21 protein-coding genes are annotated in these 20,568 nt (G+C 42.9%); 4 read left to right on the forward strand and 17 right to left on the reverse strand.

The annotated features are described in order from the left end of the window. Positions 1–14 precede the first annotated feature (14 nt). The 7 genes from ACL6C3_RS20030 to ACL6C3_RS20060 all read right to left on the reverse strand — a co-directional run bounded on the left by ACL6C3_RS20030 (position 15) and on the right by ACL6C3_RS20060 (position 7,647). The gene (locus ACL6C3_RS20030; RefSeq protein WP_413160804.1) at positions 15–1,247 is read right to left on the reverse strand and encodes a U32 family peptidase; all 1,233 of its coding nucleotides are present in this window, start codon (positions 1,245–1,247) and stop codon (positions 15–17) included. A gap of 359 nt (positions 1,248–1,606) precedes the next feature. Further along, the gene (locus ACL6C3_RS20035; RefSeq protein WP_413160805.1) at positions 1,607–3,202 is read right to left on the reverse strand and encodes a hypothetical protein; all 1,596 of its coding nucleotides are present in this window, start codon (positions 3,200–3,202) and stop codon (positions 1,607–1,609) included. Between the two features lie 353 nt (positions 3,203–3,555). Then, positions 3,556–3,936, reverse strand: a complete 381-nt coding sequence (locus ACL6C3_RS20040) for a hypothetical protein (RefSeq protein WP_413160806.1) — start codon at positions 3,934–3,936, stop codon at positions 3,556–3,558. Between the two features lie 32 nt (positions 3,937–3,968). Beyond that, positions 3,969–4,475 carry a crossover junction endodeoxyribonuclease RuvC gene (gene ruvC / locus ACL6C3_RS20045; RefSeq protein WP_413160807.1) on the reverse strand — a complete coding sequence of 169 codons (507 nt, stop codon included), beginning with the start codon at positions 4,473–4,475 and terminating at the stop codon, positions 3,969–3,971. A 69-nt stretch (positions 4,476–4,544) separates the two neighbouring features. After that, complete coding sequence (gene bchI / locus ACL6C3_RS20050; protein ID WP_413160808.1) at positions 4,545–5,648, reverse strand: magnesium chelatase ATPase subunit I; 1,104 nt, start codon at positions 5,646–5,648, stop codon at positions 4,545–4,547. Positions 5,649–5,888: 240 nt separating this feature from the next. Further along, positions 5,889–6,362 carry a GNAT family N-acetyltransferase gene (locus ACL6C3_RS20055; RefSeq protein ID WP_413160809.1) on the reverse strand — a complete coding sequence of 158 codons (474 nt, stop codon included), beginning with the start codon at positions 6,360–6,362 and terminating at the stop codon, positions 5,889–5,891. A 163-nt stretch (positions 6,363–6,525) separates the two neighbouring features. Next, complete coding sequence (locus tag ACL6C3_RS20060) at positions 6,526–7,647, reverse strand: site-2 protease family protein (RefSeq protein WP_413160810.1); 1,122 nt, start codon at positions 7,645–7,647, stop codon at positions 6,526–6,528. A gap of 333 nt (positions 7,648–7,980) precedes the next feature. On the opposite strand from ACL6C3_RS20060, the gene ACL6C3_RS20065 reads away from it, so the two are divergent. Beyond that, positions 7,981–8,136, forward strand: a complete 156-nt coding sequence (locus ACL6C3_RS20065) for a hypothetical protein (RefSeq protein WP_413160811.1) — start codon at positions 7,981–7,983, stop codon at positions 8,134–8,136. Between the two features lie 79 nt (positions 8,137–8,215). Here ACL6C3_RS20065 and ACL6C3_RS20070 read toward each other — a convergent pair whose 3' ends face one another. From ACL6C3_RS20070 to ACL6C3_RS20090, 5 genes are all read right to left on the reverse strand, one after another. Next, complete coding sequence (locus tag ACL6C3_RS20070; RefSeq protein WP_413168376.1) at positions 8,216–9,325, reverse strand: hemolysin family protein; 1,110 nt, start codon at positions 9,323–9,325, stop codon at positions 8,216–8,218. Positions 9,326–9,480: 155 nt separating this feature from the next. Beyond that, a complete protein-coding gene (locus ACL6C3_RS20075; protein ID WP_413160812.1) occupies positions 9,481–11,307 on the reverse strand; it encodes an ABC transporter ATP-binding protein in 1,827 nt (608 codons plus the stop codon). 161 nt (positions 11,308–11,468) lie between these two features. Beyond that, positions 11,469–11,606 (reverse strand): hypothetical protein, encoded by a 138-nt coding sequence (locus ACL6C3_RS20080; RefSeq protein ID WP_413160813.1) that lies wholly within the window; start codon positions 11,604–11,606, stop codon positions 11,469–11,471. A 161-nt stretch (positions 11,607–11,767) separates the two neighbouring features. Then, entirely contained in the window at positions 11,768–13,240 is a 1,473-nt protein-coding gene (locus ACL6C3_RS20085; RefSeq protein ID WP_413160814.1) for an ion transporter, read from the reverse strand. Positions 13,241–13,565: 325 nt separating this feature from the next. Then, positions 13,566–13,901: a hypothetical protein gene (locus ACL6C3_RS20090; protein WP_413160815.1), complete on the reverse strand. Its 336-nt coding sequence runs from the start codon at positions 13,899–13,901 to the stop codon at positions 13,566–13,568. 131 nt (positions 13,902–14,032) lie between these two features. On the opposite strand from ACL6C3_RS20090, the gene ACL6C3_RS20095 reads away from it, so the two are divergent. Next, on the forward strand, positions 14,033–14,155 hold the full coding sequence (locus ACL6C3_RS20095) for a hypothetical protein (protein WP_413160816.1): 123 nt from the start codon (positions 14,033–14,035) through the stop codon (positions 14,153–14,155). Between the two features lie 30 nt (positions 14,156–14,185). Here the strand turns inward: ACL6C3_RS20095 and ACL6C3_RS20100 are convergent, their stop codons facing one another. Continuing rightward, positions 14,186–14,341, reverse strand: a complete 156-nt coding sequence (locus tag ACL6C3_RS20100; protein WP_413160817.1) for a hypothetical protein — start codon at positions 14,339–14,341, stop codon at positions 14,186–14,188. A gap of 74 nt (positions 14,342–14,415) precedes the next feature. On the opposite strand from ACL6C3_RS20100, the gene ACL6C3_RS20105 reads away from it, so the two are divergent. Together ACL6C3_RS20105 and ACL6C3_RS20110 are read left to right on the forward strand one after the other, a co-directional pair. Then, positions 14,416–14,868 (forward strand): HNH endonuclease, encoded by a 453-nt coding sequence (locus ACL6C3_RS20105; RefSeq protein WP_413160818.1) that lies wholly within the window; start codon positions 14,416–14,418, stop codon positions 14,866–14,868. 105 nt (positions 14,869–14,973) lie between these two features. Beyond that, positions 14,974–15,378, forward strand: a complete 405-nt coding sequence (locus ACL6C3_RS20110; RefSeq protein ID WP_413160819.1) for an alr0857 family protein — start codon at positions 14,974–14,976, stop codon at positions 15,376–15,378. 360 nt (positions 15,379–15,738) lie between these two features. Here ACL6C3_RS20110 and ACL6C3_RS20115 read toward each other — a convergent pair whose 3' ends face one another. The 4 genes from ACL6C3_RS20115 to ACL6C3_RS20130 form a co-directional block, all read right to left on the reverse strand. Then, the gene (locus tag ACL6C3_RS20115; protein WP_413160820.1) at positions 15,739–16,263 is read right to left on the reverse strand and encodes a hypothetical protein; all 525 of its coding nucleotides are present in this window, start codon (positions 16,261–16,263) and stop codon (positions 15,739–15,741) included. Positions 16,264–16,527: 264 nt separating this feature from the next. Then, positions 16,528–17,187, reverse strand: a complete 660-nt coding sequence (locus ACL6C3_RS20120) for a hypothetical protein (protein WP_413160821.1) — start codon at positions 17,185–17,187, stop codon at positions 16,528–16,530. Between the two features lie 158 nt (positions 17,188–17,345). Then, on the reverse strand, positions 17,346–19,091 hold the full coding sequence (locus tag ACL6C3_RS20125) for an ABC transporter ATP-binding protein (protein ID WP_413160822.1): 1,746 nt from the start codon (positions 19,089–19,091) through the stop codon (positions 17,346–17,348). Positions 19,092–19,317: 226 nt separating this feature from the next. Continuing rightward, on the reverse strand, positions 19,318–20,502 hold the full coding sequence (locus ACL6C3_RS20130; protein WP_413160823.1) for a CO2 hydration protein: 1,185 nt from the start codon (positions 20,500–20,502) through the stop codon (positions 19,318–19,320). Between the last annotated feature and the right edge of the window lie 66 nt (positions 20,503–20,568).

A 20,568-nucleotide genomic window follows, 5' to 3' on the forward strand; every position in this document is an offset into this window, starting at 1 on the left:
TTAAGCATTCTCTTTTAAGAATGAGTGACTAATTCGGGCTGAGAAACGGTTTTTTGTCGGGAGAGTCGAATCACCGTAAGTTTGTTAATATTTTGCATAATATCAACTCGGGGAATACAAACAACGCTATCTTTTTGGATGCTTTCTAAACGTTCTCCCGTCACCGAGAAAAGTTGAGTAATTTTCCAGTCAATAATCTGTCCTTGGGGGGGAATAATTTCGATTTCATCTCCAACGGTTAAAGGTTCTAATAACTGAATCGCCAGATAATCCGATGTTGTGTCAATAACAATCCCCAAATATTCGTGAGTTCCGCGATTATTTCCGAACAATTGACCAAATACCGTCTCACTATCTGCGGGACTTTCTAACGAACCCGAACAATAATCGCGGTGAGGAATTGATTCCAGATTGCCGGCAATTTTATTCAGTAATTCTGGCGTTATTTTTCCTTCTGTGTACGCATCAATTAACTGTCGATAGGCTTTGCACGTCATCGCCACATAAAAGGAAGACTTCATCCGCCCTTCGATTTTTAAAGAGCAAATTTTATGTTGAAAAAACGCTTCGATGTCATGCACTCCCCACAAATCTTTGGAAGACATAAACGTGATGGGATTACCTTCTTGATTCTCCAATTCATAGGGTAAACGACAGGATTGAATGCAACCGCCCCGATTAGAATCCCGACCTGCGGTAAAATTAGAAATGGTGCAGTGACCCGAATAGGCCATACACATCGCCCCATGAATAAACATTTCGACATCAATACCGGATTTTTCACCAATTAAACCCGTTTCTTCCACACTCAATTCTCGGCCCACAATCAGACGTTTGACGCCAAATTGTTTCCAAAGTTCTGCTGCTGAAGCATTCAAACAAGAGGCTTGAGTTGAAAGATGAATATTGAGATTTGAAGACTTGCGAACGACTCGTAAAACCCCCAAATCGGAAACAATGACAGCATCAATTCCTATCGATTCTAAAAACTGACAATAGTCTCCTAAACCCTGAAAATCTTCATCGTGTAAAAAGGCATTTAAAGTGACATAAACCTTGGCGTTATGTTCGTGGGCGAATGCAACGCCATTTTTTAAATCATAGTCGGTAAAATTATCCGCCCGCGCCCTCAAACCGTATTTCTGTCCGCCAACATAAACGGCATCGGCACCGTAGAGAATGGCGACTTTTAGCCGTTCTAGATTTTTGGCGGGCGCTAAGAGTTCGGGTTTCCACTTCGTCATCATTTGGATTTTGGGCTAACTTAAATCAGTTGAAATCTGTTTTCAAATTGATATGATATCCGGTTGATTAATGCGTGTTCTGGGTGCGAACAACAGTGAACAGTAACCACCAGTCAATAGTCTACAGTAACATAGAGATGATACCTGAAAACTGTAAGAGGGACGGGTTTATATAAGTTGAGAGTGGGAAAACATAAATAATTGCTGAACCCGCCCCTACAATACTGGTTCGGATATCATATGATTTTAATTTCTCTATTTTAATCTATAAACCTTAAAACTGCCATCTTTCTCAGGTTGAGTCCAACGGCTATTGATTAAATATTTTCACGGGGCGGCTTCAAAGATTGTCTCTAGAAAATCTAAGGGTTCAGTTGTCCGACTGTCTCGGAAACTTGACACAATTCGGATTGAATTTCTTCTGCTTTAACTGAATTTGTTGGCGGTGTATTCTCGGCGAGAACTGTCGGAAAAACGCCTTTATGATAAGCTGCAATTTGACTCGGGGTTAACATATCCATAAAATCTGCAAGTTCGCGGTAAGTCACACATTTCACGTCGGGCTGACCACAAACGGCTTCAGCAAACCGAAATAAAGCATTCCAATAGGCACCATTATTCCAAGCTGAAAAGTGATGTCCGATGTGTACGGGGGCGCGATTTCCTTTATAATTACTCTCAAAATAGTTCATATAGGTTTTGAACATATCTTCCTCATAACGTTTGGCATTACTAGAGTTTGGTTTGGCTTTTGAGTGCAGATAATAAAAGTTGTAGTCCATTGACAAAACACTTTTTTTAGTTAACGCAGTCGTAATACTAACCAACGGAAAATTCCAAACGCCGTTTTGTTTTTGCGGCCAATAATTGGGTTGACTGGTGAGACTGGTATCATAGCGAAATCCTTCCTTTTCTAAGGTGCGAAATAAACCGGAACTGGTTGCTAATTGGGGTGCGCGAAACCCTTCTATTGCACTGCGGTCAAAGGCGAGATGACCTGTTAAACCGTTGATTTTGTAAGCGTCAAAAATGAATTTATCAAAGTAATCAAACTCTTTTTTCCAGTCCGCTTCACTCCAGTTATAGCCATAAAAATGACCGACGGCGTGGGAGGCGATTTCATGTCCTTCTTGATGGGCTAAATTCACCTGTTCCAGCCGTTTTTTAACATCATCAACCTCACCGCCCCAACCAATGGCCGAACGTCCCAGACCGTTTCCTGCGGGGGCGTTGTACAGTTTGCGGTTCTCGGTGTTGACAAAATAAACCGCACTGATAAAATAAGTAAAGCGTAAATTAATCCCTTTTTGTTCTAACGTTTTGGCAAAGTTTCGCGACTTGTTCCAAGCTTCCAGGGATTCTGCACCATCGAAGGCTAACAAAACAAATTGTGGGGGAATTTCTGGAGGGGTAATTAATCCTTCATTTCGCAGAAGTTTATATAAAAAGTTACTATTCCAACGATTAGATTGACAAGAATTACCCCCGTCTGCGTTTTGACAAGCGGTGACTAATTGCTTAGAAAAAGGGCCGATAGAATTATTTCCTTCTACACAGTAACCTATAATAGAATTGAAGCGGGAACCATCGGGACATCTTCCATTTCCGTAGGCTTTGAGAAATAATGTTTCCGACCATTGGTTATTTTGACAACTGCTTCCACCGCCCCAGTCTATACATTTTTGTATCATTCTTTGGGTGATTGGTCCGAATGCGGTTGAACCGTTTGAACAATAATATCCGCCTTTGTCGTTAACCAGTTTAGCCGCAAAAGTTGGGGAGTTTCCAACAACTTTATCGGGGGTTTTTCTTTGGGTTTTTGTGGGTTGAGGAGATGGGATTGATGAGGTTGTACAGGCGGAGAGTGAGAGGAATAAACCGCAGTAAATTAAGCCTTGATACAGTAATTTTAAGTTTAAGTTTAAGTTTAAGTTTAAGTTTAAGTTAAATTTTATCACCACATTAAACCCCTTTTTTGAATACTTTGAACATCCATCAAAAACCCCCTCTTAAATTTGGACAGTCCATACCGTTTCTCTTTAATCATGCAACTTTTTTCATCCCCCCGCCTGCGGCTTCCCCCCTTTTTAAAGGAATCCCCCCGCGAACGCCACCCCCCTTTTTAAGGGGGGATTAAGGGGGGATTAAAGGGGGTTGGGGGGATTAATTAGATGCAACTTCATAAAGAAATGGTCCAAACAGGGTTAACGGCTTTTCTGGGTTAACTTTCAGGGATATTTTAGGCTGAAAACAGAGTTCAAGTCAAGAGGTTTAGGATAATTTTTGGTTAATTTTGTCTGGTTTTCATCACTTAAGAAGATAGTTTGTATTCTAAAGGTTCGCAGAATGTATTAATCCCCGTTTTTACCGCATAGATAACAACCGGAGTCACCAACAACTCCGGACAATTATTTTGGGTCAGTAAACGTCCGACCATTTGACTAACATTTCCTTGCAACAAATCCTCGCGATATTCTTTATCACAAATCGTCACCCGATATCGTTTCGCCACCCCATCCAACCAATTATCAGAAGTTGTCGGCATTTGTCCGACTTGTATGGCGATAGAAATAGCCGCATCTTCGATATCTCCCTCGCAGTCTTCTATGGTATCTAAAGCTTCCAACGCTTGGGGATATTCGGAAAGTTGCGAACGAAATTGAGCAATTTCTTGAGATGTTAAAATAATCATTGATCCTAAAATTAATCTCTTATTCTATTGTATTACTTAGGAACGATTTCATCATCAAACCAAGCCGTTAAAGCAACCGCTAACGCATCAGCAGCATCATCGGGTTTGGGAATATTATCGAGGTCTAACTCTCGGGCTACAGCATTTTGTACCTCTAATTTATCGGCGTTACCATAACCCGTTAACGCTTGTTTCACCTGGGGGGGACTAAACTCAAACAGGGGAATATTTTCCTGGGCTAAAACTAACATTAAAACCCCTCTAGCCTGCGCGACAGAAATCACATTTCCCATCCGATAAAAAAACAATTTTTCAGCAACCGCCAAGTCGGGTTTAAACTGTTCAATTAAAGTGTGTACATCCTCATAAATCGTACAAAGACGCTTTCCCATTTCTTGATGGGCGGGTGTTTTAATCACGCCAAAATCAATTAAAGAAACGGGATAATTTCCATCCCGTTCCCGTTTGCTTTGACAGTGAATTACACCAAAGCCTAAAGTGGCTAATCCCGGATCAAATCCAATAATACATTTTGACATGGATTCGGGTTTTTAAAAATGTTTAAATCTCCAGTTTTTAACTGTTAATCAACCCTGAAACCGTCTCAATTAATTGCCGTCTTCGGGTTCGGGTAAACCAAACACCTGACGGAAAACTTTCTGCACTTTGTATCCCGAATCTATCGATTCTAACGGATCTTTTCGCAGACGATGACGCAAACACAACGTAATCACCCGACCGATATCTTCGACGGTTACTTCGGTGCGACCCTCAAAAGCAGCTAACGCTTTCGCCGCACGGTTGGTAACAATATCTCCCCGCAACCCATCAACATCAAGTTCGGCACAAACTTGAGAAATCTTCACTCGAAAATCATAGTTAATTTCTACAGAAGATAATCTTTGTTGAGCCTCAAGAATCGTCTGTTGAAGTTTTTCTTGATCGCTAACATACTGAGCCAAAAACTCCTTAGGAGCGCGATCAAAATCCGTCCGTTGTTCAACAATTTTCACCCGTAAATTAGGTTCTTTTACCGTCCGAATTTCGGCGTGCATTCCAAAACGGTCTAACAGTTGAGGGCGCAATTCTCCCTCTTCCGGGTTTCCCGAACCCACCAATACAAATCGCGCCGGATGACGAATCGAAATTCCTTCCCGTTCAACCGTATTCCAACCACTGGCCGCAGAATCTAATAATACATCAACCAAGTGATCATCTAACAGGTTCACCTCATCAACATAGAGGATACCGCGATTCGCTTTCGCCAACAAACCCGGTTCAAAAGCTTTCACCCCTTCGGCTAAGGCTTTCTCAATATCAATGGTGCCACAAACCCGATCTTCCGTCGCCCCCAACGGTAAATCAACCATCGGTACTTTTTTGCGACCCAGAGGAACCGACTGTTGGTTGAAAACTCGCTCCCGCACTTCATCGCTCATCAATTCCGGATCGTCGGGATGGCTGTTGAAGGGGTCATCTGCAACGATATCGATTTCGGGTAATAAGTCAGCCAACGCTCTAATTGTAGTCGATTTGCCCGTTCCGCGATCGCCCATAATCATCACACCACCGATTTTGGGATCAATCACGTTCAGCAGCAACGCCAGCTTCATTTCTTCCTGACCGACAATAGCGGTAAAGGGAAAAACAGCACGACGGGTGACGCTGGCTGTTGATTTAGCATTCTCAGTCGTGACGACAGTTGAACTCACAGTTTTTCAGTTCTCTATTCCGATGTACCGTTCTATATTGTCTCACATTTGTGTAGGGACGAGTTGATTAATTGAACTTTAGATAAATGAGCTTGTCAAACCGTTCAGGCGTATCCCTCCAGGCTTCGCCACCCCCCTTTTTAAGGGAATTCCCCCGCCTGCGGCTTCCCCCCTTTTTAAGGGGGGCTAGGGGGGATCTAAGGGGGGATTAATTAAATGCAGCTTCATAAAGAATCGGTATTACATCCCCTGAACAGTTAGCATTTTATGGTAAACAATTTTGTCATTGCCGACATCATAGAAGTCACGAATTCGCGCTTCCTCATCATAACCACATTTGCGGTAAAATGCCCGTGTGCGCTCAAAACTGGGTAGTCCTGAAGTTTCTACAAGTAACAGGCGCTCACCCCGCCCCGTCAAGGTTTGCTCAACGTAGCGCAGCAAAGCCGAACCCCGTCCCTGTCCTTGATAGTTGGGATGGACGGCGATCAACAGTAGGTTCCACGTCCCGTTGGTCATCCGTTCGGGGGTGCAGTAGGCTACCCCGACCAACCCATTATCTTCGTCGGTAATACAGATATCATCGCTATTACCGTTGAAGTAGTCGGCGAACATTTTACCGAGTTCCTCAAGTTCGTTGGGTTCAAAGCTAATTGTGTCTTTGGCTAAAGCGATGAGCGCTGCTGTATCATCGGGAGTAACGGGTCGAATCATTTTCAACTCCAACGAACGGTTTAATTCTTGTGTACGTCAATGGTCTAAACGGGCGCATCACCATGCGCCCCTACAATCGGGTTTTACTTGCGATCAGGTACATCCTAAAAACCCGGTAACTTCTGCGAAACCGGGTTTATGAGTTAGTTACAATGCTTGAAATTTAAGCGGGTTTTGCTTCGGCGCTGCGTTGTAACACTTTGCGAATAGAAGCTTTTTCTATTAACCCGACTAACATTCCGTTTCGCATGACCGCCAATTCATTAATTTGTTCTTTTTCAAATAAAGTAACAACATCGAGTAATGAACGTTCGGCTTCTATCGTGTTAGAAAGTTTAATCGGTTGCATCAGTTCTTTAACGTGAGTGGTCGGCCATTGAGATGTCGGAATGGCTCTCATTTGATCGACTTCAAATTGACCCAGAAATTCGCCTTCTTCGTTAACAATAAAGAACCGTCTGGCTTGAGCTTTTCCGATGATATATTCGTTGGCTAACTCGCGCAGGGATAAATCCTCAGAAATAATCGGGGTATCGTTGGTGAGGGCATCTTCTGCGGTGAACTCAGACAGCTTGCTGCGTAAGGTCGCATCTTGTGCCAATACACCCGCATTTTGTAACAGGAACCAACCGATTAATATCGTCCAGAAATTCGGAAATTGACCGGATAATAACGTCGGTAGAAATCCTAATGCGATCGCAGTCCAACCTAATGCTTGACCGACTCGACTCGCCCAAATTACCCCAGTATACTGGTTTCCGGTAATTTTCCAAACGAACGCTTTCAGAACGTTTCCGCCATCTAAAGGTAAGCCGGGAATCAGGTTAAATAATGCCAGCGCCAGGTTAATATAAGCCAGCAAACCCACCATTGCTCCTAACGGTCCACTGGTCGCAACAGTGCTACCAATACCACTTAAGAGTAAGAATAGGGCAATACTCACCGCAGGGCCAGCGATCGCAATCCAAAAAGCACCGCCAGGGGTTTTGGCTTCTTTATCCAAACTCGCCAGTCCACCAAATAGAAATAGCGTAATTGATTTAACGTTAATTCCCTGTTTGATCGCGACAAAACTATGTCCGAGTTCGTGGGCTAAGACAGAAGCAAATAACAGCAAAGCGGCGACTAAACCGAGTAACCCCGCACTCGCCCCGCCCAAGGTGGGAAATTGTGCTGCTAAGTTGGTGCCGTAACTTAATGTCATTAATCCCAGTACAATAAACCAGGAGGCATTGACATAAAACGGAATCCCGAATAAGTTACCCACTCGTATAGAGTTATTCATTAAGAATGTCCTCTCAATTCAGCTTGTGTAAAAGGTTTATTACCTTAATTTAATGTATGAACCTATCGTAACGAAATGTAAACGGTTCGCGCAATCCGTCATTATTCGTATGTACCGTCTATTTTAGTACGGTTTTCGCCGGGTTTTCTCTGGGATATATTCCAATGGAAAGATTTTTATGCTCTCTTAGCGGAAAAGTGGTATAATTACTCTGGTGATAAAAATCACCGGTTTATAAACAAACAAGTCACTAGGTTTTTCTAGTGCTGTCAACGATCAGGAATTCAACAAAAGTAGGCAGGATTCCCTGCTTGTAATCTATTCAAGTCAGGGATGAATGCCATTATAGGATTGAGAGTTTTATCGGGTTTGGAGAAGCCGAACTTCCGAATGGGAATGCTCGGAAATTCATGGGATCGGGTTCTGCGATCGAGGGAATTATATGATGTTCGATTGATTAATATTGTTATGTGTGCGGGGCGGGTTTAACTCAATCTCGGAGTGGTCGCACTCGATCAATACTGAGGCGCGCCCCTACAGCACGATCGCTGATGACTCGGATATCATATTAACTATTAGGATTTTCCGAAGAAGGCGATCGCGGACGAGATCCCGATCGAGGTGAAGGAGAGGGAGAAGGTTTCGCAGAAGGTTTGGGGCGTTTCGCCGCAAGAGAAGTCGCCGAAAACCCAGAATTTCGGTTTCGGGTGGGACGACTGGGAAAATCGCTCTCATCGTAAATTTCGCCGACCAACTCCTCCAAAATATCTTCTAAAGTCACCAATCCCACCGTACCGCCATATTCATCAACAACAATCGTCATGTGAAGGCGCTGTTGTAACATTTCCTTAAGCAAATTTCCCACCCGTTTAGTTTCGGGAACATAAACCGGCGGACTCATGGCTTCTGTCACCAACTGAGAAGAATAATAATCCGGCGATCGCAATAACTGTAAAGCTCGTTTGAGGTGAACAATCCCGACAATTTCATCTTTCGACTCTCCCTGAACCGGAATTCGAGAATATCCCGTTTCCAAACACAAATCAATCACCTCTTGTATAGTCGCCTGATGGGAAATGGTTCGCATTTCAATCCGGGGTTTAACCACTTCTCGCGCCATCAAATAATCCATCATCAGCGCCTTATTCAGCAATTGATGTTTTTGCCAATCGAGTTGACCCCGACCCCCCAAAATCTCAATCATCAGGCGCAATTCCTGCACCGATAAACTCGGTTGAGTCGCCCCCCGGTTAAACAAACGAATCACCCGTTGGGCGATCGCTTCAAACAAATAAATAACCGGAGCGAGTATAATAGAAAGCCAGTAAATCGGCCGAACAATCGCCTTAAAAATCCCTAAGGCATTGCTAATCGCCAGGGATTTCGGCGTAATTTCCCCAAAAATCAGCAACAGAAACGTCACCACAGCAGTTGCTACACCCAAACCCGCATTTCCCAACCACAACGCAAACAAATTACTGGTGAGAATAGCCGAGAAATTATTCACCAAATTATTCCCAACCAACAGCGTGGTAATAAATCTGGCTCGATTTTCTAAAACCAGGGTATACATTCCCGTCGGATCGCCCTGTTCTTTAATCAAAACCCGCAGTTTCAGATTATCTAAAGCAGTCATCGCCGTTTCTGAACCCGAGAAAAAGGCTGAAAGTGCTAGCATCAAAGCCAGCACCACAGCATCGATCCAAACATTTCCCAGTAGAGGGGTAGCTTCAGAAACAGCGCTCAGGTATTGAGGAATAGGAGTGGCAATCACAACGGGGTAAAGTATACAGAACTGTTTTGATTTTAGGGCGTCCTGGAAAAACCAGAGTATCAATCAAACAATTCTCCCGTTTCTTGTAACGAATGTAAACGTTGGTAAATTCCCTGTTGGTTCAACAATTCTTCGTGAGTTCCCACTTCCACGATTTTACCTTGGTCTAACACCACAATCTTGTCGGCTTCTCGAATCGTACTCAGACGGTGAGCAATCACAATGGTAGTCCGAGTCCCCAAAATACTGTGCATCGCCAACTGAATCGCCCGTTCCGACTCATAATCAAGGCTAGATGTGGCTTCATCAAAGACTAACACATCCGGGTTGACCAGCAACGCCCGTGCAATACCCAAACGTTGTTTTTGACCGCCCGATAAACGCACCCCCCGTTCCCCGACAATGGTATAGTATCCTTGGGGAAGATGGGCGATAAATTCATCGGCTCGGGCAATCCGACAAGCTTCTTCAACTTCTTTAAAAGTGGCTTGAGGGTTCCCATAGGTTAGGTTTTCTAAGAGGCTGCCGTTGAAGATATCGACATCTTGATGAACGATCCCCAAGCGTTGACGATATCCGGTAACATTCAAGCTGCGAATATCTTCCCCATCGATTAAAATTTGCCCTTGATTCTGTTCAAAATAGCGAAACAATAACTTCACTAAGGTAGATTTTCCCGAACCGGAACGCCCGACCAATGCCACCGTTTGATAGGGTTCGATTAGCAAGTTAATATCATGCAAAACCGGCTTTTCCAAACTGTAACCAAAGGTCAAATTAGAGAATTCGACTTTGCCGGTAAACTGATATTTCTGCGTAGATAAATTCTCTTTCGGGTTGGCATGGAGAATTACACCATCTTGACCTTCTGGGAGTTGGAGAAATTCGTGAAACCGAACCATCGAAGCATAACGACGGGCAAAAACTTCGGCCAGATGACTGATTGGCGTTAATTCCGAATAAGCCATACTCGCCAGCGTGTAAGCCGTGACAAAATAACCCAGAGAAATTTTTCCGCCTACGGTAGCCGCCAATAAAAACCCTAAAACCGCAAACAAACAACATTGAATAATTGTGGTTTGATAGGTTCCGAGTTTCACATAGCCTTTGTGGATGCGATTAATTACCATGAATAATTCTCGTTCCAAACGGGTGCTTTGCCGTTTTAATTCTTGGGCTTCTGTGGCAAAGGCTTTGACGGTTTTAATGTTGGTAATAATCTCCGAGTTTCGGCTTTCGGTGTTTTCTTGGTAACAGTCTAAAACTTCTTCTAAATCGGTCAGATGTTTAAGGGTTTTTAGCGTCAAGCCTAAAATGACAATAAAAGAAGTTAAAAACAGTACCGAAATTCGCCATTGAATCGCCGACAAGATCACAAAAATCCCCAAAACTCTCACCAATTTCGGAATGAGTTGTCCGGCAATTTCTGGGTAAGTCCAAGTCTGATTGGCTACTCCTTTCGCCACCCGACTGGCAACCCGTCCGGGGTTATTTTCATCGTAAAATTCTAGGGGAAGGGTTAAAATTTTACGAACCGCATTGCGATGATGATCCCGCCTTGCTTTTAACGGAATTACCCAATGAAACCACAGCCCCAACCAGGGTTGAATGGGTGCTTTGGCTACTGTTACTCCAAAAATTACGCTCAGTAGTACAATTAAAGACAGTTGAGTGTTGACTGGATTTCCTGTCCAGTTCGCGATCGCACCCACGAGACTCCCCATCAGGCGATCGAGGGGTTGACCGGACAAGACGTTTAAAATTTGACCGATTGCATAGGGTACCACCAAATCTAGCAATTCAAACAGACAGGAGGCACCAATGCTAAAAATCGACAACGGCAGATATTGCCGATAATAGTTGCAGATGTCCCGAAAGCTAGCCATAAGTCCGGTTTAAATGCACTCCACGACAAAGTATTACAAGTATACTACAAACTTGACACAAAATAAAGATGCGTGGAGATCGCATCTTGGGGTTTGAGGGGAGTTACCCTCTGTGTTGTTGATTTTGCCTGCTGTTGCTGTGTACAGTAAATTTTGAGAAATTAGAAGGAATAGGCGGTTTGAAGCGCCCACGCGATCAGAAAACCGACTCCTCCTAAGACAATAATAGAGGAAACCAACACCACAACCGGGCTGTCGGCTCCCTTGAACTTCATTATTCCACGATTTAAGTCAGACATAGCCAAATTTACCCAACTCTATCTTTAATTTAGCAAATTGTTGAGCCGGTCGATCGCCGAGAAAATTAAATTATTTTGTAGTTTTTAATTTTCCGGTTGAGTCGGGTAGAAATATTATCCTCAACTCAACTGCTGTTGAAACCAGTCGCCGTCCGTGAGGGTCAAAACTGAATATCGTGTTGGGCGATTAAAATAATCTGATCGTCTTGTTGAAAAGTATAATCGTTGGGATTAACACAATATCCTCCGTCGGGTTGATCGACAGCAATTAAAATCGCATTGTGAACCTGTTTGAGATGAATAAATAAATCTAAAAACGTTCGACCCACCCATTCAGATTTTAACGGAACCCGATAAAAATGATTTCCCCCTTGATAGCTTAAAAGTTCGCCAAACACCTCCATTAATCCATGATTGAGAGCAACTTGAGCCAGTAAAAAAGCGCTGTGTTCTTGGCTGACCACATAAGCGTTAACATTGCCCAGAGCCAGATGAGACGCATATTCACGATTAATTAATTCGGCACAAGTATAAACATTCGGATTGAGTTTTTCTGCGGTTAAAGCCGCTAAAATCGTCCGCGCATCCGCATCTTGTTCGCTGCGTCCGTGACTTTTATCCGAGAGAATGATACAAGTATTCGCCCGTCTAATTCCCGCTTTTTCCAAAACCGTAACTTTGGTAAAATCATCATCAAGAAACCGGACAATCGGCCTTAAAGCCGGATCGATAATCGTGCGATCGTCATTGATAAAAGCAATCACAACAATCGGTGTATCTTTAGCTTTTCCCGCCGCTTTATATTCTCGAACAATAATTTCCGCCTTGCGATTCCAACCACAAATAATCGTATGATTACTTAATTGATCCAGTTCCATAAGAGTATTTTCATTGCGAAGTTTATCAACCATAAATGCCGAAACCGTCCCGGTAAACACCACAAACAGAGTCATGTGCATCAACATAAAACCAACCGTCATAATTCGCCCGCCCAAAGAGCGAATCGGACTGATAACAGGTTCACCGGAAAATAGAGAATAAATGCTATACCAGAGGGCTTCTTCTAAACTTTCAATCGCCGAATCATTTCCCCGCTCAAAACCGAGAATAATCATACTCCCAAATAAAACCGTGAGAAATAATAGCTCAAAAATGAGAAAATATTCGGGAGTGCGCCGTTTAAGATTTAACGGTAACATATTAGTATAATGAACAATCAGGCTAAATAATCGCAAAGCCCGCAATAATCTTAACAGTTGAATCACCGGAGGAATTCCGAAAACCTGTAAAAGCGGTAAAACGGCGATAATATCCACCCAATAGTTTCGGAAAAAACGCTGTTTAGAAGAAGCGGCGAACCACCTTAATCCCAACTCCAGAGCAAAAATAGCGGTGATGGTTTGTTGAATCGTTTCGATGCGGCCTTTCGAGGGGAAAGCATTCGGTTGAGATAGTGCAACGAGAGTTAATCCCACCGAAAAAACAATTAAAACAACTAAAACAAAATCAACAACAGGTTTTCGGAAAAACCGATTTAACTTTCCTTGTAAATTGTTAAGTTTGGGTTGGAGTTTAGAATTAAGCTTCTGTTTGAGTTGCTGTAAACTCTGCCTCCAATTGCTAGAGCGCCTCATAATATTTTTCACCCCCGAACAAATGAAGTCAGAAGTCGATTTGGTCAGTCGTCAGAAGTTACTGAAAACTGTCAACTGTTATCACTCTATGAGCGAACTTCGCTCTATGAGCGAACTGTGCTTCTGACGGAAACCGCCGGGCCGCAAGGCAAGCGCTCTCGACCATTCCGCCAAGTCGCGAGTTCGCGCTGGTAATGAGTGACTGGTGACTGGTAATGAGTGACTGTAAAGACATTTTCCCCGTAGAAGTCTCAACTCCAAACCTTCTACGGGGAATTTGCACAAAACTCCGTGCAAGACGCCCTAGAGTTTTGCTGAAATCGAGTTAATCATCTAGACTATCTATACTCAAAGGGACTAAATCGCCATTACTGGTAAATCCTAATAACATCGGTTCCTGTGGTCGAATAATTTTGCCGGTGAGGACGCAACGTTCCTCCTGTTGTGCGGTTGCGGATAAACTGGCCCGAATCTCCTCTCGCGAAAATTGAGGTCGATAGTCGCCGGATTTTTGCTGGACATAATTCCATAAAATATCTCGAATCAACGCCTGATAGCCTTGGTTTTTCGCAAGGCCTTTCAATCTCTCTTTGAGTTCTCTCTCCAACCGGATGCTAGTTACTTCCATGTCAGTCGTTGAAGTCCGAGGTAACGTGTACATGATTTTTTCCTCCAAAAAGGTAGACAGTGCTGTAATACTTAGTGTAGTATAAACAAAGTCAGATTCAAAATAGCTCTCATGGAGGTCTAGCCTTCTCGTGATCTTATCCCTTACCCGATTTACTGGTATCTTTGCTCCCAACGGCTTTGGGAGTCGGAGAACTCTGTTGTCAAGCCAATCTTCGGCGATCGCAACCGAGTCGGGCGACGGTCATGGTGGTTCTGGAGTCCATCGAGATTTTTTTCAACGGGTGAATCATTGTTTCAATCACAAAGCTCTGCTGATCAACGCAGAAGCCGACCGACATAAACCAAGCGGGAGGTACGCACAAAAAAATGCAGTACCGCAATAAAACAAAAAGCAACAATTTTTGCTACCCCCGCTTGACGAACTCTCCAGGCGGGGGTTTGTAGTTTAAAGTAATAAATAACTAAAATCATGGAGGAAAGCCGTGACCAGCACAACTGATGTATTAAGGCAATCTGTCGTGGTATTTTCAAAAAATTACTTACCAATGAGCCGGATCGATATTAAACGGGCGATCGCACTGTTAGTGACTGGTAAGGCCGAACCTCTTGATGCCAAAATAGACTCGGGATGGTTAGTCCGTTCTCCGAGCGTTGTGCTGCACGTCCCCGAACACATTCGCCTGACGATCGCAGGGAATGAACGGCTTTGGAAAGTGCCACCGGTTAACCGCCGGGAAATTCTGCGTCGAGATCATCATAAATGCCAGTATTGCGGAAGTACCAAACGTTTAACCATCGATCACGTTCTTCCCCGTTCCAAGGGGGGAACCCATACCTGGGATAACGTTGTAGCCGCCTGCGAACGGTGCAACTCGCTCAAAGGCGATCGCACCCCAGAAGATGCCAAGATGCCGCTCCGCACTCCTCCAAAGGCCCCCTTACATCCGGTGGTTGCCTTTGCCGAACAGTTCTGGCGCGATCATCAAGATTTTGAATAATTATCGTCGTTTGTTAGGCTCTATCTGTCCGTTTTTACAAAGCGCATAACCAACAAATGACGAGCTATATGTAAACACAGGCAGTGAAAGGGGACAATATTACCAATGTTAAAGTTAACCTACACTGAAACCGCTTTTCATATGGAGCGTCTGACTCAATCTCCCGAGCAGCTAGTTTCGCTGCGAGTTCGGTTGGCGATGCGAGTCGGCCAAAGCATTCTGGTTGAACCCAGTTCTGCTGCTTTTCTGCTTCCCCGTCATTTGCCCATGCTGCCCATGTTAGAGGATGCTTTATCCCAACATAACTCCGATGCGATCGCCATGTGTGTCGCAGATGCGGAGTCCGTCGAAGTCAGTTTGACGGGAACTTGGATCACAGCCGATCTCGATGCAGAGGAAGAAAATGGCATATTCATCACTGTTTTAGACGAATATACCGAAAATTTGCTGTTTACCTTGTGGCAAGAAGCCTACATCGGTGCATCGGTGATGAAAGAAGCCGGAGATTAAGATTAATATTCTCAAGAGTTAGGTCGGATCGGGTTTGATCTTTCAAAAAATCCGCCCTAACTTTCTTGAGCGAACTCCTATTCCTTCTGGTTTCTAAGTACCCGGACATCATTCAATAATTGATAATTAATAATTTGTCTTTTTTCTCCTTGAAAGTCGAGGTCTTCAACCTGATTAATTAATGATCAATTATCCATTATCCATTATCCATTATCCATTATCCATTGATAAGGAGAGGTCTTCAACCTGATTAATTAATGATCAATTATCCATTATCCATTATCCATTATCCATTATCCATTGATAAACCAAGCTGTCTAAACAATTCTAAATCTTATATCAAGTCTGATTCACCGCCAATTAGTGAGCAAAATCACCATGATAATAGTAGCTGTACGCGCAGGTCATTTCCGATAGATTGAATTCATAACGAATTATAGAACTCGTCATCGTGTCATGTAAGTCCCCGGGTTCATCCATATATCCTCTACTGATAGTGATTGACCAAACGGGTTCATCTTCATGGATGGGTAATTCTTGTATCTCAGGTTTTTGAGTGAGAATACCTAAAATTAGATACTTGCAAGGTAATTTTTCTTTTTCGCGACGTTCAACTTTTCTTCGAGTTGCTTCCCCATTATAGGCAATACGAGAGTAACTATACTTATATGTCATTCTTAGGCGAACACCATCGTAAAAGAAAATACCTGTTAGATCATCGTCGTCTTCCATGTTGTATTCGGCACGAATTCGATCTGAGGCTTTTTGCGATTCAATCGTTATGCTTTTTTGAGATTTCGCAAATGTGACTAGAGTGTGTTTTCCGCTTTCGCCAAAATCCTGTTCTCCACTGCCGCTATAACTCCATCCGGAATAAGTAGGCATAACTTAGTCCTCCTTAAAAATCCAGCTTAACACTTAATTTTTTTATGTCCAGTGTGTTAAGGAGTAATACCAAATCCGGTTCTCAAATCCCACTTAAAAAGGGGATCGGGCAATCATGCACTCTGGCAAGAGGGTTTTATGGAAAAGCTTAAAAAAGCAATTTTAGAAAAGGATTTGCTATCAGAAGGATTTCAAGTGCGACTTTAATAAGCGGATTTGGTATAATTCAGCGTTCCCTATTTCCTGTTTCCCGGGCCAAGCGCTCTATTTTGACTCTAAATTGAGAAAAGTAAACGAATTTTTTACCTGTTCAAATACTTGTTTATACAGGGTGTCTTCATCTCCAGAATTAATTTGAGACAAAGTAATCACAAACACCAGAGAACCGTCGGGACTGGTAAAGGCAATGTTTTGATTTTCGTACAAACCCGTTGATTGAAATGCTATAGCCGTTTGTTCTGCAATGGTTGTATTTTTCAATTCTTCACTCATCACAAACCGATCGCTTTGTTTGATCCACTCTTGCAGCGACTTTTGAGGGGCGCTTTCTACGGTTATTTGTACGTTGGCGGGATATTCCGTTCCCTGTTCATAAAAACCCGACTGAATGGCTTGGGCGTGTTTTTGAGTCCAAATATTAATCACGGTTCGATTTTTATCTTCCTCAGTTCCCCAGTTTATCTTACTTTCATTCACCACAAACTCATCGAGAGAATAGTTGAACTGAAAGCCGAAATTCAGGTTTTGATAAATGGCTAGACTCTGTAAAACCGGTTCGGGAGTCGGCGATGCGGATGTAGAAACGGTGTCGGTAGAAACCGGATCAATTTCAGTAGAATTCGCGGTTAAAGATTCAGCTTGACAAGCAATTATCCCCGGAACTATTCCAGCAAATACCAACACATACAGAACCCATCTGTTCATTCTCTCAAAACCGGTTTTCATCAGTTTAACCCTTGAAGTTCATTCTTCACATCGAATAAGAAATACATCAGGGGTTAAGGGTTCAATTCCGCCGGTTTTTACAAAGATTTTAGAAGATAGGTAGAAACCCATTTGATCCGGTATCTCGACTCAATCTTCTAAATCAATAATTCCTCCAATTGATGTTGGTTCCAAAGGGACTGATACAACCCTTTTTCTTGTACCAATTCAGCGTGAGTTCCTTCTTGAACAATTCGCCCTCGATCCATCACCAAAATGCGATCGGCTTTGGCTGCGGCTGACATTTGATGAGAAATAAACACCACCGTTTTTCGTTGGGTTCCTGTCGTTAAATTCTGCAAAATATCCGTCGCCGTTTGATTATCAACACTCGAAAGCGCATCATCCAAAATTAACACCGGCGCATCGACTAATAAAGCCCGAGCTAAAGCCGTTCGTTGTCGTTGTCCGCCCGAAAGGGTAATTCCCCGTTCTCCAACAATGGTATCATATTGTTGGGGAAAATTCAAAATCTCCCCTTGAATTTGAGCAAGTTTAGCGGCAGTTTCTATTTGATAAGCATCCGCTATCGGATTTCCATAGCGAATATTTTCCCGAATCGTTGTACTGAACAAAAAGCTTTCTTGGGGAACGTAAGCGATCGCATTTCGCAACTGGGAAAGTCTTAACTGCGTAATATCTTGACCATCAAGAAAAACGCTATCAATGTCAATATCTAATAACCGGGGTAAAGCATTGGCGAGAGTTGATTTTCCCGCACCAATCGGCCCGACAATTGCCACCGTTTCGCCGGGTTTTATGGTAAAATTAACACGGTCTAAAGCCGGGGTTTGATCTCCCGGATAGGAATAGCTCAAATCCCGAGCCGTCAACCAACCTCGAACCGGGGTTGATAAGGGAATCGGATCGGGGTGATCGTGAATTTTCGGTTGAACATTCAAAATGGCTTCAATGCGATCGATACTAACCTCTCCCCGTTGATAAGAAGTAATCGTAAATCCGAGTAACGCCGTCGGAAACACTAACCGGTCAATATAGAGAACGAGCGCCACAAAATCCCCGACATTTAACTCACCTTGAGCAATGGATCGATCCCCAACTGCAAGAAGAATTAATAAACTTAAACTCGCCAATCCTCCCAAAACCGGAAACAAAAAATTTCGAGTTTTAGCCAAACTTAAATTTGCCGAAAATAATTCTTGATTGTACCGTTCAAACGCTCGCTGTTCGTTTTCTTCTTGAGCGTAGATTTTAATTAACGAAATCCCGCTCATATCCTCTTGAATTAAGTCGCTGACATTGGATAACTTCTCCTGAACCTCCATCTGTTGATCGCGGAGTTTATCGCTAAAAACCTGCACTAAAATCAACATAACCGGATAAACCGAGATTGAAAATAGTGTCAGTTTGACATTGATCGTTAACATCACAGGTAGGGTTAAACCATAGGCAAATACCGTATTAGCCAAGCTCAAAATTGCAAACCCTAACAACCGACGAATATTGTCAACATCGCTCGTTGCTCTATTAATTAAATCCCCAATTCGACTATTAGAAAAATAAGAGGGTTCTAGAGTTAAAAGATGTTCAAAAATATTTTGTTTTAGGTCAAACTCGACTTGTCTTCCCACCCCAAAAATTAAAATTCGAGAAATCATCCGAATCACCCACATTACAGAAGCCAGTCCTAAAATTAAAAGAACTTGACCCGTAATTTGACTCAAATCAATCGCATTTTCTAAGTCATTAACCCCATTCCGAATTAATAACGGAATATAAACCCCCAAAGCGTTAACCGCCAATAAAGCCACAATACCCGTCGTGGATTGTTTCCAATGGGGTCGAATATAACTGGCGAGTTTTTGTATTCTTGAATAAGCCATGTGAAAACGTTAAATATTTATTTTTAAAGATGATAACGATTTGCTATTCGAGCAATTCTGAACGAACTACACATCAACCCGCTTTTTTATCCTCAACTTTAACATCTCAAGCGATTTGTGCGTCAAACCCGTTAATCTTAGCGGCAGTCGAGAACGCTTTGACAATTTGACGCACCCTACTTGAATATTTTAATTGTACAAAAATTTACAGATATTGACAAAATGATTACCCTGCACTGGCCGTTTTACGTTCGGGAAAAAGCTGACAAGATCGAGAAGTCGGTTGATTAACCTCCAACAAACGAGAGGTTAAAAATCGATCCATCCAACCTTGTAAATAATCATGGTTGGCTTGTCGCTGTTGGGGGTCAGTTGTATCGAGGGGATAAGGCGCCAACCCGCGAATGGCTGCGGTTGTGACGCAATACATCGACTTTTGAAAACTCTGACAAATTTGCACCCGTAAATCATCTTCTCCGCGACAACTTTTGCGATAAATCTCGTGTAAATAATCGGGTAAATAATGACGCATATCTTGCATTAATTGCGTCGGGGGAATTCCCGAACCGCCAATGGGAAGGGGATCGGCGTACAATGCACCGTAGTTAAATTCTTTTTGTTCGGTGGGAATTTGGTGGACTTGAGCATTGTAAGAAACCACCCCCTGAAAGGGAGTTCCTCGGAAGAAAATCGCCTCTACATAGGGAACTGCGGTATCCATTAAAAAGGTTAATCCTGCCGATTTGGGGATAATATCATAAACGCGATCTTTAATTTTTACACTGTAAGTAATCGGTTTATTCGCATCGGCAACCAAACCGTTTAAAATATGCTCAACTACTTGAGGAATAGATGTAATTTCCCCGTTATCATAGCGGTCGGAAAGTTCGATAAACATATCGCTCATTACCCGCCAAAATTGACCCAAACCGCTGTAATAAGCCAGTTGACGAATTTGTTCGGTGAGGAAATCGGGAAACAGTTTATTCAGCCCCAAAATTAACGGATTATTTTTAAATCTGGCTTGAATGGCTTGGTTTGCAAGCTGTTGAAATTCGGGAGAATCTAAATAAGCATCCAATCCACCGCCCCCGTGCCAAAGCATCGCTTTCATGCAATATTCTGCATATTCATAATTAATGCGGTCGTGCCACCAATGTTGTAGCAATTTTGACAGCGTAAATTCTCCATTGAAATATTTAAAAAAGGGAAAGAATACCAAGAATTGATGATCGGCAATGTAAATTAGATTACGAGAGTACGCATCCAAAACCACGCCATAACTTTTAAGAATACCCACAACTTCGACTACATTTTCTGGGTAGTCGGGCAGGAGGGCATCACCTGTTTGCAGTCGTTGGATATATTCTTCAAGTGGATGCAGTGTTGGTTGAGATGTGGTACGGGTCATAAGCTGGTTGTCCGTTGTTTGTTCGTTGTCAAGAGTTTGTTTTTAAAAGGCAAACTTTTCGGGGAC

The sequence above is a fragment of the Capilliphycus salinus ALCB114379 genome (assembly GCF_047276495.1).
Taxonomy (GTDB): Bacteria; Cyanobacteriota; Cyanobacteriia; order Cyanobacteriales; family Microcoleaceae; genus Capilliphycus; species Capilliphycus salinus.